At 54.4% G+C, this 17,410-nt stretch carries 14 protein-coding genes and 1 pseudogene; 7 read left to right on the forward strand and 8 right to left on the reverse strand.

From position 1 onward, the window contains the following. Positions 1-21: 21 nt before the first annotated feature. The 3 genes from VGU61_RS01515 to VGU61_RS01525 all read right to left on the reverse strand — a co-directional run bounded on the left by VGU61_RS01515 (position 22) and on the right by VGU61_RS01525 (position 4,771). The gene (locus VGU61_RS01515; RefSeq protein WP_326857329.1) at positions 22-1,890 is read right to left on the reverse strand and encodes an asparagine synthase C-terminal domain-containing protein; all 1,869 of its coding nucleotides are present in this window, start codon (positions 1,888-1,890) and stop codon (positions 22-24) included. Between the two features lie 62 nt (positions 1,891-1,952). After that, positions 1,953-3,188, reverse strand: a complete 1,236-nt coding sequence (locus VGU61_RS01520; protein WP_326857330.1) for a pyridoxal-dependent decarboxylase, exosortase A system-associated — start codon at positions 3,186-3,188, stop codon at positions 1,953-1,955. Beyond that, on the reverse strand, positions 3,185-4,771 hold the full coding sequence (locus VGU61_RS01525) for an acyl-CoA ligase (AMP-forming), exosortase A system-associated (protein WP_326857331.1): 1,587 nt from the start codon (positions 4,769-4,771) through the stop codon (positions 3,185-3,187). Before VGU61_RS01525 ends, VGU61_RS01520 begins: the two co-directional genes overlap by 4 nt. A 443-nt stretch (positions 4,772-5,214) precedes the next feature. Here VGU61_RS01525 and VGU61_RS01530 point away from each other — a divergent pair, with 443 nt between their 5' ends. The 7 genes from VGU61_RS01530 (at position 5,215) to VGU61_RS01560 (ending at position 11,426) form a co-directional block, all read left to right on the forward strand. Continuing rightward, entirely contained in the window at positions 5,215-6,414 is a 1,200-nt protein-coding gene (locus tag VGU61_RS01530; RefSeq protein WP_326857332.1) for an aminotransferase class I/II-fold pyridoxal phosphate-dependent enzyme, read from the forward strand. Further along, a complete protein-coding gene (locus tag VGU61_RS01535; RefSeq protein ID WP_326857333.1) occupies positions 6,411-7,439 on the forward strand; it encodes a GNAT family N-acetyltransferase in 1,029 nt (342 codons plus the stop codon). The genes VGU61_RS01530 and VGU61_RS01535 overlap by 4 nt, the downstream gene beginning before the upstream one ends. A 96-nt stretch (positions 7,440-7,535) precedes the next feature. Then, on the forward strand, positions 7,536-7,787 hold the full coding sequence (locus VGU61_RS01540) for an acyl carrier protein (RefSeq protein ID WP_326857334.1): 252 nt from the start codon (positions 7,536-7,538) through the stop codon (positions 7,785-7,787). Further along, the gene (locus tag VGU61_RS01545; RefSeq protein WP_326857335.1) at positions 7,784-8,635 is read left to right on the forward strand and encodes a hydrolase 2, exosortase A system-associated; all 852 of its coding nucleotides are present in this window, start codon (positions 7,784-7,786) and stop codon (positions 8,633-8,635) included. Before VGU61_RS01540 ends, VGU61_RS01545 begins: the two co-directional genes overlap by 4 nt. Further along, positions 8,632-9,504 (forward strand): hydrolase 1, exosortase A system-associated, encoded by an 873-nt coding sequence (locus VGU61_RS01550; RefSeq protein ID WP_326857336.1) that lies wholly within the window; start codon positions 8,632-8,634, stop codon positions 9,502-9,504. Before VGU61_RS01545 ends, VGU61_RS01550 begins: the two co-directional genes overlap by 4 nt. Beyond that, positions 9,486-10,751, forward strand: coding sequence for a glycosyltransferase (locus VGU61_RS01555; protein WP_326857337.1), 1,266 nt, complete (start codon positions 9,486-9,488; stop codon positions 10,749-10,751). The genes VGU61_RS01550 and VGU61_RS01555 overlap by 19 nt, the downstream gene beginning before the upstream one ends. Positions 10,752-10,793: 42 nt before the next feature. Further along, entirely contained in the window at positions 10,794-11,426 is a 633-nt protein-coding gene (locus VGU61_RS01560) for a tetratricopeptide repeat protein (RefSeq protein ID WP_326857338.1), read from the forward strand. A 160-nt stretch (positions 11,427-11,586) separates the two neighbouring features. Here the strand turns inward: VGU61_RS01560 and VGU61_RS01565 are convergent, their stop codons facing one another. From VGU61_RS01565 to VGU61_RS01585, 5 genes and pseudogenes are all read right to left on the reverse strand, one after another. Beyond that, positions 11,587-12,900, reverse strand: a complete 1,314-nt coding sequence (locus VGU61_RS01565; protein ID WP_326857339.1) for a NosD domain-containing protein — start codon at positions 12,898-12,900, stop codon at positions 11,587-11,589. A 276-nt stretch (positions 12,901-13,176) separates the two neighbouring features. Then, entirely contained in the window at positions 13,177-14,208 is a 1,032-nt protein-coding gene (locus VGU61_RS01570) for an SDR family oxidoreductase (RefSeq protein ID WP_326857340.1), read from the reverse strand. A 28-nt stretch (positions 14,209-14,236) separates the two neighbouring features. After that, the gene (locus VGU61_RS01575) at positions 14,237-15,517 is read right to left on the reverse strand and encodes a nucleotide sugar dehydrogenase (RefSeq protein ID WP_326857341.1); all 1,281 of its coding nucleotides are present in this window, start codon (positions 15,515-15,517) and stop codon (positions 14,237-14,239) included. A 330-nt stretch (positions 15,518-15,847) separates the two neighbouring features. Next, positions 15,848-16,639 (reverse strand): PEP-CTERM sorting domain-containing protein, encoded by a 792-nt coding sequence (locus VGU61_RS01580; protein ID WP_326857342.1) that lies wholly within the window; start codon positions 16,637-16,639, stop codon positions 15,848-15,850. Positions 16,640-16,824: 185 nt separating this feature from the next. After that, positions 16,825-17,410: pseudogene (locus VGU61_RS01585) on the reverse strand (FAD-binding oxidoreductase); the annotation flags it as partial.

The raw sequence follows: 17,410 nt of genomic DNA on the forward strand, positions 1-17,410 counted from the left end.
CCCATTGAAGTTCGTTGGCGATCATGCCGCCAGTGCCTGGGACTGATCGGCCTGCCGCCGCTTGAACCATTGCTCCATCATCATCAGCACCCACACCATGGTGCCGTGATAACCAGCATGCTGTTTCAAATGCTCTCCCAGCAAACTATCAATGAAATCCGCGCGAACGACACGGCGCGCCTTGAGGTCATTCAGGCTATCTGCCGCCAGGTCATGCAGGGGCTTGTGTTTTTGCAGCCAGACTCCAAACGGCAGGCCGAATCCATGCTTTTCTTTTGTGATGATTTCATCCGGAAGGATGCCGCGCATCGCCTCCTTGAAGAAGTACCGCAGCTTCGTGCCCTTGAGTTTCATGTCAGGAGCGAGCCGGGCGGAAAAAGCAACCATCTCGTCGTTCAAAAACGGGAATACAGCCTCCATTCCTGCAAGTTCACAAGCCTTGACAACCTTGGGGAGGTCGTTGTCAGCCAGAGTGAACTTGAAGTCAAGCACCAGCATCTGGTTGATCAGGCTTTTCGCCTGACTCTCGCCGTAGGTTTCGCTGAGGAGATGCAAAGGCTGGGCAGGATCGCCCTGGGCGAGAAATTCCGCTGAAAACACCTTGTCCGCGCCATAGCGGCCAAGCAAGTTATAGGTCTCCATGCGCGCCGGCATCGGGATCGACGCCTGCTCGATATAGCTGCGCGCCTTGCGGACCAGTTTCAGCTTTTCGCCTGCCGGCATGCCGAATACCGCCGGTTCCAGAACCGCCTTGCGCAGCAGGGCCGGCACACGATCGTACAGGGCGAACACATGCTGCTTGGCATAGCGCTCATTGCCACCGAAGAGTTCGTCTCCGCCATCGCCGCCTAGAATGCGTGTAAAGCCGTCGGCGCGTGCCATCCGGGCGCAGTAGTATGCCGGCACCGCGGAAGCGTTGCCGAACGGCTGATCGAATATCCCGGCAATCTTCGGAATCGCAGCCACGACATCGTCAGGGGTCACATAGTACTCGTGATGCCGGGTCGAAAAATGGCGCGACGCGAGCCGCGCGTACTCCATCTCGTCGTACCCTTCCGCTTCAAAACCGATGGAGTAGGTCTGCGCAGGCTGACCACTCACCTGCCCGAGTATACCTGCGATAGTCGAACTATCCGTGCCGCCGCTGAGGAAAGCTGCCACTGGCTGATTGCCTGTCGACTCGCGAACGCTGGTACGCAGCACCTGCAGGAATTCTTCCTTGAGCTCCCCGGACGGCCGGGCGTCCTGCTCCCGGAACTGCATGCTCCAGTAACGACGGGTTTGTACATTGCCGTTTTTGTAGATGAGGCACTCGCCGGGCAGCAAGCGCTGCTGGTTTTTGTAGACCGTCCCCGGCCCCGGAATCATGTGGAAGTAGACGTAATTGAACAGGCTCTGCGGGTCGATCTCCGTTTTTATCCGGGGATGCTGACTGATCGCATCGGCGGACGAGCCGAAGACCAGGCAGTTGTCCACGACCTGATAGATCAGTGGATGTATTCCCATGCGGTCGATTGCCAGAAGCGCCTGCCCTCTTTCTTCATCGAGAATGCACAATGAAAATGCACCAGTGAGGAACGCGCAGGCCTGCTCTGCCCTATCGCGCCACACCGCAGCGAGGGTCTTTGCGATACCCTCGGCATGCGCCTGTTGGGACATGCCGGCGTCCTTGAACCCGACATGGCCCCACACTGCGACGAGCAACCCTTCCCCCTGGTACAGGTGGGCCCCGGTACCACCTGCCGCGATCGCGACCGCACTTTTCCCGCTTACCCTAGTCTGGACATCTGCACCGTCAAAACGGACGAGCGGTGTGGCCATCTTGTCGATCAGGCGCCGGTTTTCATCCTGGGTAGCGCCATGTCCCACCCATCCACACAGTCCGCTCATATGAGATTCTTTCGCAGTTCAGTCATGGCTCAACTCTTTTTGTTAGGTCGCGTCGTTCATGTTCAAACGAGTACTTCGGCCGCAGTCGGGTGACTCAGAAACGCACTCGGGCTTGCCGTCAATCCGTAAGCGCCAGATTGAAACACCACGACAAGGTCCCCTACTTCGGCTTTCGCCAGCTCCATCTGATCCGCCAACAGATCAAGCGGTGTGCAAAGCGGACCGACAACCGATGCGATTTCGCGCTTTGTCGCATTCATTTTGTTACCGATCGCCACCGGGTAATTCTTTCGAATGACCTGGCCGAAATTGCCGGATGCGGCGAGATGGTGGTGCAATCCCCCGTCGGCAATCAGAAACACCTGCCCTCGCGAAATCTTGCGGTCGACCACACGGCAAACGTACACACCAGCCTCGGCAACAAAGTAGCGACCCAGCTCGATCACGATTTGCACATCTGAAAGCTGCTGCTTCACCTCAGGAAGCAACCGCCTCAAATTTTCGCCGACTGCGACCAAATCCAGCGGCTCCTCGCCCGGAAAATAAGGCACCCCGAACCCCCCGCCGATATTCAGCAGGCGCAACGGTACCGGTGCATGAGCGGCGAGGCGGATTGCGAGAGCGAAGGTCTTCCCGTGCGCCTCCTGGATGGCGGCGGCCTTGAGATTCTGCGAGCCGCAAAAGATATGGAAACCGAAAAAATCAAGTCCCAGGGCGCCGATCCGGTCGAGCATCGCCGGCACACGTTCCGCATCGACGCCGAACTGTTTCGGGCCGCCGCTCATCTTCATCCCGGATGATTTCAGTTCGAAATCAGGGTTGACGCGCACTGCCACCTTGGGAACGATGGCCGACTCCTTGCCGAGACGCGCCAACCGCTCCATTTCCTGCTCGGATTCGAGATTCACGACAATTCCGGCGGCGAGTGCGGACGATAGCTCCGCATCGCTCTTGCCAGGGCCAGCGAAACTGATGCATTCGGGTCGCATTGTCGTATCCAGAGCGACCTTCAACTCCAGCCCGGATGCCACATCGATCCCATCCACCAACCCGGCCATATGTTGTACGACCGCCGGCATCGGGTTGGCTTTCATCGCATAATGCAGATGAATTTCGTCGGGCAGATGCCGCCGCAGCAAGGCGACGCGCTCGGTCAGGGCGCGACGCTCATAAGCATAGAACGGCGTCGAACCGACCCGCTGTGCGAGCCTGACGAGAGACATGCCTCCAATGTGAAGGCAACCGTCAACCACGTCGAATTGCGGAAATGCCGCGTGCTTTGGACGCGTTGCATTCATTTGACTGTTTCCGTAAAAATTGCCTCGTACCGCGCTGCGAGCAGCTTCCGGTCTATCTTTCCATTTGGATTCCTGGGCAGGCTGCCCTGCCAGGAAATGACGCGGTGAGGAAGCATGTAAGCCGGCAGGTGAGGCTTGCAACCCGCCAGAAGCGCCGCCGCGTCGACTTCCGTAGCGCCGCGCGCACTGACGACGACGACAATGGCTTGCCCGAGCGCAGGGTGCTCTACACCGATGGCTGCCGCCTCCGCGACCAGCTGGGTTGCATAGACGACCTCTTCCACCTCGGTCGGACTTACCCGATAGCCGGAAGTCTTGATCATCTCGTCGTTGCGGCTGATGAAGTAAAGGAACCCTTCCTCATCGCTACGCACGATATCTCCGGACCACACAGCCATTTCAGGAATCGGCAGTCCATGCTGTGCGGTGCGCAGCGGCTTGAAACGCTGCGCGGTCTTGTCCGCGTCGTTCCAGTATCCCATCGAAACCAGAGCCCCGCGATGCACAAGCTCGCCGGGTTCGCCTGGCTCACATTCGGAGCCGTCCGGTCGCAACACCAGGATCTCGGCATTGGGAATGGCCTTGCCAATCGAATCCGGACGACGGTCTACTTCGGACGGAGGGAGATAAGTGGAGCGGAAGGCCTCGGTCAGTCCATACATCAGGTAGGGTTTAACCTTCGGCAGCGCAGCCCGAAGCGCGTCCAGCGTGACACGCTGCATGGCCCCGCCGGAATTGGTGATATAGCGCAGTGAACACTCATCAGGCCATTTGAGCTGTGCAAGCTGCAGCCACAACGGAGGCACGCCGGCAAGTCCGGTGATCCGCTCGGCATCGACTGCTCTGACAATGTCCCGAGGGAGCAGATGATTGATCAGTACCGCAGTCGCACCGGTATGGAATGCCGTGGTGAGTTGGCTAAGACCGTAATCGAAACTCAAGGGCAGCACCGCAAGGATCCGATCGTCGGGCGTATTTTCCAGGTAGCTTGCAACACTTTTCGCTCCTGCCACCATGTTCCGGTGCGACAGCACGACGCCTTTGGGCTTGCCGGTACTTCCCGAGGTGTAAAGAATTGCCGCCATGTCCGTGTCGATGACGCGATGTCCGCTGCGTCCGTCGACATTTCGGAGCACATCCGACCACCGGACCACGCTGACGCCCTGGATGACCGGCGGCTCTTCCGCCGATCCGGCAACCACCACAGTTTTCAGATCTGGGCATTGCGCCAAAACCGGGGCAAGTACTTTTAGACGGTCGAGGGAAGTGACGAGGATGCGGACATTGCAATCGGAGAGGATATAGCTGACCTGTTCCGGTTTGAGCAACGAATTGACCGGAACGAACACGCCGCCGGCAGCAGACGCACCGAACATGGCGGTGACGGTTTCAATCCGCTTTTCGAGATAAACCGCGACGCGTTCCCCCCGCCCCAATCCCAGTTCCAGGAAAGCTCCGGCCAAGGACAGCACCGCCGCGGAAAGCGCCGCATAGTCATGCCTGTCCCCCTGATACGCCAGTGCTTCGCGGTCAGGTGTTCGAACCGCCGTGGAAAGAATAAATTCATGAACAAGATCAGTCATTTACGTAGCGGACCAATGAGGTGGAAACGGCGAACCGCGATAGAAAAATGTATCCGGAAAGATGATGCCAATGTGCAAAATACCGTTAAAAATAGTTACAATCTGGAATAATATATGTTTTACAACAGAAACGACATAAAAAGTAGCTTGCTGGTATTTCGATTTCTCGCTCGGCGGCCAGCTCAGGCACTCGATATCGATTCACCTGCCCAAGCTCGGCAGACGTGCAACGGTAGAAATGGGAGAGCAGGTTGATTGCCGCGGTTTTGTCTTCCGATTCGTACCGGACTTTGAAATCGACCGAAATCTACAACAAGCGACATTGAAATGCGTTTTCTCCGTTTTCTCTTACGTCTGACGCGTTTTATTTGCGCCGTGCTCTTTCCGGGTAGCCGCAACTCCAGGCGATACATCGCCTTCACACTGATCGGGATTCGCTAACCATGCTTGCCTTCCCAAACTCCCTGATTCCGACACAGCCCGTTTTATCGGCGGCATCGTTCTTCGACCGCCGCAAAGACAAAGGCATCCGGTCGGTTCTGGACGCAGGCCAGGCACAGCTTGTAACAAGCGGACGCGTCGCGATCGCTCTGGCACTGCAGCAAATGAATATTCAGAAAGGCGACAAGGTACTTGTTCCTGCCTTTCATTGCAGTTCGATGATCGAGCCGGTCGTCTGGCTGGGAGGCAAGCCGACTTTCTACCGCATCAATCCGGATACCTCCGTCAACCTCGACGACATCCGTTCAAAGATCGACGGCCGGACCAAGGTACTAATGGCAACGAATTATTTCGGTTTCCCCCAAGACCTGCCCAAGCTTCGTTCCTTTTGCGACAAACATGGAATTTTTTTGCTGGAGGACTGCGCTCATTCCTTCATGGGCGAAATTCACGGCAAGCCTCTTGGCTCGTATGGCGATTATGCAATCGCCAGCACCATGAAATTCTTTCCCATATACGAAGGCGGTTGCCTGGTCTCGTCGCGTCACTCGATCAAGCACCTTCCGCTGAAATCCGCCGGATTCGCTTTCGAAATGAAAGCCGCATTCAACACGCTGGAAAAAGGTTTCGCGTATGGGCGGATGTCGTTTCTGAAGGCAGCGCTGTCAATTCCGATGTGGCTGAAAGACGTCGTATGGGGCTCCATCAAGAAAAAAAGATCGTCGGGAACCGGCACACTGGCGCCGGGCGCATCCGACGGCGGCTTCTCTTTCGAACCGGCCTGGGTAGATAAACGGACCTCGTTTCTTTCCCGCTATCTGGTCAGGACCGTATCAAGAAACCGCATGGCGTCGAAAAGAAGGCACCACTACCTTACGCTGCACAAAGCGCTTTCGGGACTGCCCGGCTGCCGCCCACTTTTTAACGGATTGCCGGACGGCGTTGTCCCCTGGGTCTATCCTTTATATGCAGACAATTTGCAGACGGTGTTCCCGGCGTTAAAGAATGCCGGCGTGCCGATCATCCGCTTCGGCGAATATCTATGGCCCGATGTAGACGAAAAGGTTTGCCCTGCCAGTGTCGAACTGTCCGGCCATCTCATGCAGTTCCCATGTCATCAGGATTTGCGCCCCGACGAACTCGAATGGATGATCGGAAAAATATCTGACGTGCTGCAAACCAACGGAGTTGACGCGCGATGACGTGGAAGATTTATCCTGCAGCTGACTTTGAGCGCCACCAGCAATACTGGCAATCGATCAATGACGAAGGAACGAAATCGCCGCTTCTCGACGCAGATTTCGTTGTGCCCTTGCTGCGGGAGTTCGCAAACGGCAATGAATTGCTTGCCTGCTATGAGATCGGAGACCGCATACAGGCCATGGGCATCCTCGCTCCGAAACGGCGGGGAGCCTGGGAGACCTTTCAACCCTCGCAGGCGCCGATCGGACTATGGACCTGCCTCTCGGGTATCCGCTTCGACCAGGCGCTTCCTGCCCTGATGAGGCGTCTTCCGGGTTTTCCCATCATGATCGGCATCCTGCAGCAAGACCCGGCCCTGATTCCGCGGCCGGAAGATCATGCCGCAATGTGCACCCTCGACTATATTCCGACCGCGCGAATTGCGCTTAAAGGAAGTTTTGACGAGTACTGGAATGTCCGCGGCAAGAACCTGCGCCAGAACATGAAGAAGCAACGCAACAAGCTGGAGAAGGAAGGCATATCGCTGCACCTCGACGTGTGCACGGCGCCAGAGGATGTCGCAAAGGCGCTGGCGGAATATGGGGCGCTTGAAAGCGCAGGCTGGAAGGCAAAGCTCGGCACGGCCATTCATCCGGGAAACGCACAGGGAAGGTTTTATAGAAGCATGCTGGAATCGTTTTGCCGCCGTGGTGCCGGACGAATATATCGGTATCGGTACAACGATAAGGTGGTCGCAATGGATTTGTGCATCCAGAGCGACACCCATCTCGTCATTCTGAAAACCACCTACGATGAAAGCATCAATGACGGCACATCACCGGCCTTTCTGCTCCGCCAGGAACAAACCAGGGTCTTGTTCGAGGAGCGCGGACCGCAAGCCATCGAGTTTTACGGGAAGGTGATGGATTGGCATCTCAAATGGACTGATGACGTACGCCATCTGTATCACGTCAACGCCTACCGATTTTCTTTCCTTTCGCGGGTACATGGAGCAATGAAACGAACCGTGACTGCGGCAGGTTAATCAAGCTTGCGAACCGCCCGGCATCTTCATAGCGCCCGGACAGGCATGCAGCACGCTTTTACAGTCTTACACGGCTTTCAATGACAGGAACCAAACATGCAGTATCTTGAAGAAGTAAAAACCATTCTGGCTGAAGTACTGGCCCTCGGCGAACGAAAAAACACGTTGGGCGAAGATTCCGCCTTGATGGGCGGCATCCCTGAATTCGATTCGATGGCCGTCATCAGCGTCCTGGCGTCCCTTGAGGAGCACTTCGGCATCAGCGTTGACGACGACGAAATCAATGCGGCCACATTCGAAACAGTTGGTAGCCTCGTCAGTTTCGTCGAGCAGAAAATGGCCGCATGATCGATTCCAGCCGCCACGTTTGCGCTGAACCATTTTTCCTGACGGCGGGCGACGGCGACCGTTTTTGCCTTTTCCACGCCCCGCGCTACACGGGTGAATGCCAGCGCGCGCTTGTCTACATTCACCCTTTTGCGGAAGAAATGAACAAGTCCAGACGCATGGCGGCGTTGCAGGCAAAACGCTTTGCGCAGGATGGCATTGCGGTTCTCCAGATCGATCTGTTCGGCTGCGGTGATAGCGGGGGCGACTTCGTAGATGCACGATGGGAAATATGGCTGAAGGATGTCGAACATGCGGTTGATTGGCTTGCGAATCGTTGTTCGGTATCGCCGGGCCTTTGGGGACTGCGTTTGGGCGGGCTCCTCGCGCTCGACTTTGCGGCTCGTACGGAACGCAGTTTCCGCGACGTGCTGTTATGGCAGCCCGTGCTCAATGGTGAAACCTATATGACCCAGTTTCTCCGGACACGGGTGGCAAGTGCGATGCTGGCAGGCGAGCAGGGAAAGACCGAAGGAACGCAGGCGCTGCGAACGCGGATGAAAAACGGCGAGAGCCTGGAAATCGCGGGCTATGAGCTCGCGCCGGCACTGCTTGAAAGCATCGATAAATTGAATGCGAACGACCTGATCATCACCCGCAGCCCGGTTCATTGGATGGAAGTGGTAGCGGAAGCTGGCAGGCAAATGAGCCCGGCGGCGTCCAGGGTCGCCGGCACCTGGACACGGCATGGTGTCGACCTGCATTGCAATACGGTCACCGGCCCGGCATTTTGGATGTCACAGGAAATCGCCGATTGCCCCGACCTGCTGACAGTCTCCAGCAATCTGTTTCGTGAGGTCGTGGCGTGAATTTCCTCGAACGCGCCATCCAATTCGAGTGCGAGGGAGAATGCCTGTACGGCGTTCTCAGCGTGCCGGGAAAGGCATCCTCGCGCGGCGTGCTGATCGTCGTCGGCGGCCCGCAATACCGCGCAGGCAGTCATCGGCAATTCACCCTGCTGGCGCGGCAGCTTGCTGCTCAAGGCGTCGCTGTGATGCGTTTTGATTACCGCGGCATGGGCGATAGCGACGGAGACATGCGGACCTTTGAATCGGTTGATGCCGATCTGCATCATGCAATAAACACTTTTGTCAGCAATGTGCCGGCGGTCAAGGAGTTGGTTATCTGGGGACTGTGCGACGCTGCATCTGCCGCAATTTTCTATGCTCACAGCGATGCGCGGGTCACAGGCATTGTGCTGCTCAATCCGTGGGTACGTACCGATGAAAGTATGGCGAAAGCGTATCTCAAGCACTACTATTTTTCGAGAATGTTCGAACGCGATATGTGGCTGAAGATCGCACAAGGCAAATTCAATTATCGGAACGCGGCGCATTCTCTGTTCAAGATGATCCGGAAAAGTACAGCCACACAGGGAAACAGTCAGGGCCAACCCATCGGGGAAGGCAACGGAGCCGCCGGCAATGATCCGCTTCCGGAAAGGATGCGCGCTAGCTTGGCGCTTTTCCGGGGCAAGGTGCTCATCATCCTGAGCGGAAACGATCTCACCGCAAAAGAATTCAAGGACGTCGTCAGAGCGTCGCCCAAATGGCAGAAAATGCTTCGCAGCCCAAATTATCAGCATCGGGATCTGCCTGAAGCCAACCATACTTTTTCAACGCGCGAATGGCGTGATCAGGTGGCATCATGGACAGGGGCGTGGATCACATCATGGTAAAACGCGTGCTCATGATTGCGTTTCATTACCCCCCCTTGCGGGGAAGCAGCGGCATCCAGCGAACGCTGAAATTTTCGCGTTACATCAAGGCGCACGGCTGGGATCCGATGGTGCTGACCGCCAATCCGCGCGCCTATGCAAGCACGAGCAACGATCAGATGGCTGAAATACCGGACGGTATTGAGGTCAACCGTGCCTTCGCCCTTGATACCGCCCGCCATTTGTCCTTCAAGGGTCGCTATCTGGGTATGCTTGCGCTCCCGGATCGCTGGATTTCATGGTGGCTTGGCGCAGTTCCCGCCGCAATGAAAATGGTGCGATCACAACGGCCGGATCTTATCTGGTCAACCTACCCGATCGCCACCGCACACCTGATTGCCTTAAGCGTGCATCGCCTGACCGGCATTCCCTGGATAGCGGACATGCGCGATCCGATGACCGACGAGGGCTATCCGTCCAATCCGCTGACAAGGCGGGCTTACCAATGGATTGAAAAGAGAACGCTGCAACATTGCACAAAAGCGGTTTGCACTACACCGGGCACCATCGCAATGTACCGCCGCCGCTTTCCCGAGATTCCGGCGTCTCGTTATGCTTTGATCGAAAACGGGTACGACGAAGAAAATTTTCGGACTGCGGAAGCGATTTCCAGGGCGTCGACGAATAGCAACGTTCCGTTTTATATCGTGCATAGCGGCGTGATCTACCCCTCGGAGAGGGACCCCACGCATTTTTTCGAGGCCATAGATGCCTTGCGGTGCCACGGCAAGGTATCCGCAGGAACACTTCGAGTGGTCCTGCGCGCCACCGGCCATGATGAGTACTTGGGCAAACTTATCGCCAAATACGATATCGGCGACATCGTAAAACTGGAGCCGCCGGTTCCGTACAAGGACGCATTGGCCGAGATGCTTTCAGCCGACGGCTTACTTATTTTGCAAGCATCCAATTGCAATCATCAGATCCCGGCAAAACTCTATGAGTATTTGCGTGCGCGTCGCCCCATTCTCGCGTTGACCGATCCGATTGGCGACACTGCGCATACACTCCGCACTGCGGGTGTCGAAACGATTGCACCACTCGACTCCACAGAGGCAATCATGCAGTGCCTCCTCGCATTCCTTGCAACAGCAAGGGACGAACGCGCATCCGTTCCATCTCTGGAAAGTGCGATGGCGCATTCACGGGAAGCGCGAAGCAAAGAATTGGCGACGCTATTGGACGCTGTCATTGCAGGAAACGCTTAAGAATTGCCGAACGTTTGATGCACTTTTTAACAGGATACGTTGATGAGGAATTGGATAAAACTTGGCGCATTACTGTTATCGATGGCGTCGACTGCCGCTTACGGCGCCGGCTACTGCGGCGAATTGGCCAATGCATATGGTCCGTTCGACTACCGGAAAGCCGAATTTGCCCCGAACCTGTACCTCGTTGAAAGCGCACATTTCACTCCAGATGTTGAGAAACTCATCAAGGGAAATGCTGGCACGCTCGGCGGCGACATCGACTATACCCTGAAAGCTTTCCCTAATCATCCCCGCGCACTGTCCAGCCTGGCCCGATATGCGCTTCGAAGCAAGACGACACGAGTTCCCGGACTAAAATATTCGTTTGAATGCTATTTTGATCGGGCAATCAGATTTCGCCCTGACGATTCTGCAGTTCGCATGATTTATGGCGCCTATCTTTCAAAACGAGGCCGATACGATGATGCCCTGACTCAGCTCACTGAAGCGGTCAATCTGCAACCAGACAATGGGCCAATCAATTACAACCTGGGCTTGGTATATTTTGAGAAGAAGGACTATGACAACGCGCGCCACTATGCCGAGAAGGCTGCTTCCCTGGATTTTCCATTGCAGGGGTTGAAGACCAAACTCGCGGAAGTGGGCAAATGGAACGCTCAAGAAAAAAAGTGAACAATTGACGCGCCCTGTCTCGCATTTCCGGATTGCCTGCTACATAAATGATCGCAATCCCGGTCGCGGATCAGAACACATCCATGCAGTGGTCATACCTGATACGGGTGATGTTATTTTAATCTCTTGAGAGTCACACCACAGACATATCGCGACAAGCTTATCGCGCCTCGACGTTCTGGTTGCCCAAGCAGTCGGAGAAGCGCTCGAATGCGCCGTATGCTGGACCGGTAGGCCGCTGCCTACCGCACAAGTCTAGAGGTGTATGGAGCACGGCGTCGCGACGAGGCGGATCTCTGCGCCATGCAAACTCACCGTTACTTTGGTAAACGTCACGTACTGGCGTCACCCCGATGTATGACTTCAACGGTGAATCTTCGAGATTATCAGTATTGCGGACGATCCCATCTTCCCTGCTTCGAATACTGGCGTCGACAATATTACCCTCCACGTTCGCGCTGCTCTCGGGAAATCGAACAGTGATACCAGCTGTGTTGATCACTGTGTTATGCCTTATCGTACTGCTCGCGCTTCGGTTTAGATAAATACCCTCGTCTGAACATGAAGCAATGAGATTGGCCTCGATCACTCCCCTCTCCTGCTCCGTGATGCATCGCCTGTCCCTGCAAAACTGTGCTCCCGTGCCACCGCCGCCCAGAGAGAGTCCTACCCTATGGCCGACCACACCTTTCAGGAGGTTCTCGCAGATGATGATATTCCGCTCGAAGCGATTTCCCGAACCGCCGCCTTTGGCAAAAGCGCCGAAGCTGACCTTATTACCGCCCGTTTTGATGAAATCGCTAATGAAATTGCGGCGTATCACCCATCCACTGGCAGCGACAAGGTCGACTGGCGTCACGGCACTGGCAGTGTTCCGGATTACCGTGTTTCTCAGAATATTCGCTTCAATGAGCCCGTAGTCAGGCATGATTCCATTGATGCCATTAATCTTGAAGTGTGCATTGAAGTTAGTGATTGTGTTATTCCGGGCAATGAAATGACTGCCCCCCCCGACCACATGAAATGCGTGTTCGCATCCGTTCTGGCTGGAACAGATACCACGAATGGTCAGATTTTCAAACGTCCAGTACGGCGCCGAAACAAGAAATCCTTCGACCATCTCGTGTTCGAGGATAACCGTACCGGGTTGCTTGGCCCGTAGAATGATTCGGTCATTTTGCATGCCCGGCCTTGCTACAGAAATAGGACTGCCGTGGAAGCGGTAAATTCCTGGCGCCATTTCGATTACATCGCCGGGCCTCGCTTGGGCGATTGCGCCGATGACCTCACTGGAACTTCGTACCTGCTTGATATTCGCCGTTTCCTGGGATTTTCGCTGATCCGCATTGTCAGCCGTTCCCGTGGGAATCAAAATGGGAGCGACGTACGGCAATGAACCGGTACGATCCAAAGACCTGATTCCACTCGCAATCCAGCTACCTGCTTTCACAATCGCAGGATGGTGCTGTGCCAATCGCTTCTCCATATAGTGCGCAAGAGTGTGAGGAGGCAAATCTAACCTGACAATCAGGTAGGCAGCGATACCGATGGCACCTGCGACGACACTAAGCATCAACAATACGATGCGAATACGCGGCCTAGGGTTACCGAATCGTATGGGCGATGAAGTTTGCATTGACGGCCATGAAGTTGACGGTGTCATCAGCAGACGCCAGCACGACTTCGTCGCCGGATTACCGGCATAAGGTACTCGGTCAGTGCCATACCGGCGCCGGAACGGATCTACAGACTAGGTTGAGAGATGGTCGACATACCAGTTCATTGCGCGCTGCAGTCCGGCATCGATACGGTAAATCGGGTCAAATCCAAGCAGTTCCCTAGCTTTGGCGATATCCGCCTGGGAATGGCGCACGTCGCCGGCTCGAAAGTCGCGATAATGCGGTTTGTGATTTTGCAGGTGAGGAAACCGCTGAACCAATAATCGCTTCATCGCCTCGTATAACTCGTTCAGCGTCGTGCGATCACCCACCGCGACGTTGTACACCTGATTGATGGCAGCGGGATTGGATGTTAAAGCCGCTAAAACATTTGCTTGAACGACATTGTCAATGAAACAGAAGTCACGACTGGTCTCGCCGTCGCCATTTATTGCGACCTCACGGTTTTCGATTAACGCTGCCACCCATTGCGGGATAACCGCTGCATATGCTCCATGAGGATCTTGTCTTGGCCCGAAAACATTGAAGTACCTGAGCCCGATGGATTCGAACCCGTAACTCCGTGCAAACACATCTGCATACAGCTCGTTAACCAGTTTGGTCACTGCATAGGGTGACAGCGGCCTTCCGATCTGATCTTCCACTTTGGGCAGCTTTGGATGATCACCGTATGTCGAGCTGGAGGCTGCGTAAACAAACCGCTTTACTTTTGCGTTTCTGGCCGCCACCAGCATGTTCAGGAATCCGGACACATTGCTGGTATTCGTGAGAATCGGATCTTCAATGGATCGCGATACCGATCCAAGCGCAGCTTCGTGCAATACGTAGTCAACACCTTCGCATGCGTCGATGCAGTCCTCTAACGAAACGATGTCGCCTTTTATGAATCGAAAATTAGACCACACGTTCGGACCGACCAGTTCTTCGATCTGCTCCAGGTTATGCAAATGCCCGGTCGACAAATTGTCCAGGCCGACCACATTCTGACCGGCCCTTAATAAGGCTTCTACTAGGTTGGAACCGATAAATCCAGCGGCGCCAGTGACGAGCCAGCGATACTGATGATTGTGCAGATGATTCTGCGCTTCCAGATATGTACTCATTGCCGTGCCGGGCGTCGCCTCTGATCGATTAGAGACGCCAGACTGTCAGCCCTGCCTCACGCAGTGCGACATGATCAAACTGCGATTTGACATCAATGAAGCAGCCCTTCTTGACCACTTTTGCCAGAAAATCTGACAATGGCCGGGCAAGCAATTCCCGGTGTGACACCGCAGCGATGATCGCATCTGCACGTGGCAAGCTCTCCCAAGATTCGAGGGTTACGCCATATTCATGTTGTGCTTCCTTGGAATCCGCAACAGGATCATAGACATGAACCGTTACGCCATAGGACTGCAATTCATTGATTACATCGGCCACTTTCGAATTGCGCAAATCCGGGCAGTTTTCCTTAAATGTCAAACCGAGAATATTGACTCGTGCACCGCTCACATTGACGCCTGCACGGATCATTTCTTTAACTGTTTTCTCGGCCACGAACTTCGCCATGCCATCGTTGATTCGACGGCCCGCCAGAATTACCTGCGGGTGATAACCGATCATCTCCGCTTTGTGCGTAAGGTAATAGGGATCAACACCAATGCAGTGTCCACCTACCAACCCTGGTCGGAACGGAAGGAAATTCCACTTCGTGCCGGCGGCCTGCAAAACCTCCAGCGTATCAATGCCGATCTTGTCGAAGATAATCGCGAGCTCGTTCATCAAGGCGATGTTCAAGTCACGTTGCGTGTTCTCGATGACCTTTGCTGCTTCTGCAACTTTGATACTGGATGCGCGGTGAACGCCTGCGGTAATGATCGACTCGTATAAACCGGCAATTTGATCGAGAGTGATTGCATCGTCGCCGGAAACGACTTTCAGAATCGATGTGAGCGTATGTTCCTTGTCGCCGGGATTGATGCGCTCCGGCGAAAAACCGACATGGAAATCCGTTTTCCATTTCATGCCTGAATGCTTCTCAAGAAGCGGTACGCAAATCTCTTCGGTAGCCCCCGGGTAGACTGTGGATTCGAAAATCACAACAGCACCACGCTTCATATATTTGCCGACGGTTTGGCTTGCACCGGCCAATGCGGAGAAATCCGGCTGATGAGCCAGATCCACTGGCGTCGGCACCGCGACGACAATAAAATCAGCGGCCGCGAGTTCCGCTGGATCGTTCGTCACCTCCAGGCGCTCGGCATCGCGCAGTTCTTTGGATGAAAGCTCCCCGGTCGGGTCGATGAACTCTTTATAGCTCGTGATTTTGCTGACCGACAAATCAAAGCCAATAGTCCGCTGTTTCTTCCCAAACTCGACAGCGAGTGGAAGTCCAACATAGCCAAGTCCGACAACGGCGACGACACTCATAGAGTTCTCTCTTGCTTGCATGAAAGTAAAATGAATATATCAGATAGTGTTAAAAAAGGCATCAAACTGCTCGATTTGATTTATTACTTTATGAAGGCGAACATTGTCGTTTAATGCAGCACGAATAAATTGGCAGAGTCACTCTCAATTTTCAGAATACTCTGGATTTCAGAATGAAAAATGGGGTTTGAGATCTTGATTAGAAAACGGATGTTCGCCATTGAAGCTCAGGCGTGTGGACGACGTCTCTTCAAGGTCATGGCATCAACTCGCCTGCAAATAGCAAATGACCCGCTGCAGCGGGTCATTTGCTCAACTCGTCTTTGAGTTTTATTTGCTATTCGCTTGGCGACGGGTAATCGCAAGGCCAAGCAATGCCAAACTCAACAGTAAAACTGTGGAAGGCTCAGGAATCGTATTACCGGAAATTTGGCCAGTAGATGTGGCAAGAAAATTGTTGTTGCTGAACTGAGACGAGGCGGAAGACAAGAGGTCAGCCATGAATTGCTGTGTATTCGTGTCAAAGTTGTTGGCTGCAATACCACCCGTCACAGCGAAAAAGCTTGTTAGGAAACCGGACTGAAAGCTAGTGGCGTTAGAAAATTGATTGTCCACTGCATTAAGTTCAAGAAAAAGGTTTCCGTCAGAGGCGTTCGCAGCAGCGCTCGTACTTACGTCAAAATCTGGCGTATTGTCGACATACAATCTCAGCCACCCGTTTTTGAATTTCCCTGGGCCAGAGATCTCAAAGCCGCCGAAGACAAAAGTTAGTTCACAACTTGCGCAGAATGCACCCCCGACCAACGACTTGGTATTGCCGTAATCAACGCCATTGAAAGAGACTAACTCGCCTACACCTTGTAAAACATCACCAATGCCAACTGTCAGTGGATTGATTGCATTTGCGTAGTTTGGCGCTGCATTTACAGCATTGCCAACAGCATTTGCATTTGATGTAAAAAATTGGTTAAAGACATAACGAGCAGTAAAGTCGCTATCAGTCAAGCTTACAGCATCCGGATCCCAGGTCACGCCACCGATGTTGATGATCGAGGCCTGCGCAGTACCGGCGAAAGCGGCGAGCATTGCAACTGCTGATACCAGCTTCTTTAACATTTTCATAAATTCCCCTTAGTTTAATTCTTAGCCGAGTTGTAATTTCTGCAAGAGCTATAAGCAGCTTGTATGCCAACAGGAAAGACGAATCGCAAGCACCTGATTTTTAATGATAATTTAGTAAGGCTCGCGAATTTATTTGGATTCGGCCTGCAAGCTGTAAAAATTTCCGACATCCAATTCATCCTCGATTATTGGTATCGTCCAGGTGATAAAAGGCCATCCGGGTCAATGCTATGTCGGAGGCGGGCATGGAACGCCTTCGATTCCTCCTGCATGGCGGACAGCGTTTGCATCGCGCCGAGACCTACGCGGTAAGGAAAGAAACCCCGCTCACGGCCTTCGAGCAGCAAGTCGGTATAGCAGTTGGTGGCGGCGGCAAGCGCCGCATTGTTACCACGATCGAAAATGAGCGGCACCGTGCTGTCGAATACTTTGTCGCTGATCGTCGTAAAGGTAATCAACGGTTCGATGCCATGCTTCTTCGTAGTCCGTTCAATCATATCCACATACGAACTCGCCGTCGCCGCACGCATCGGCACCAGCGGTGCATACCAGATGAGGCCACAACCATCGCGGGATGGATCACGATCAAGCTCCCGCGGACCTGACGAGTTACGCCAGTATGCGAGCGGCAATGCAGTTTCGTTTGGCACTCCGTTCACCAGCTCAAGTGCCTTTGCAAGCGTATTGGCGGTACTGCCAAGGCGACGGCCGGCGGATCCGGGGAGCAGATTGGCGATTTTTGATAGCGCCTGGGCCTTTTGAGGGGTAAAA

The sequence above is a fragment of the Noviherbaspirillum sp. genome, assembly GCF_035944575.1.
Taxonomy (GTDB): Bacteria; Pseudomonadota; Gammaproteobacteria; order Burkholderiales; family Burkholderiaceae_D; genus Noviherbaspirillum.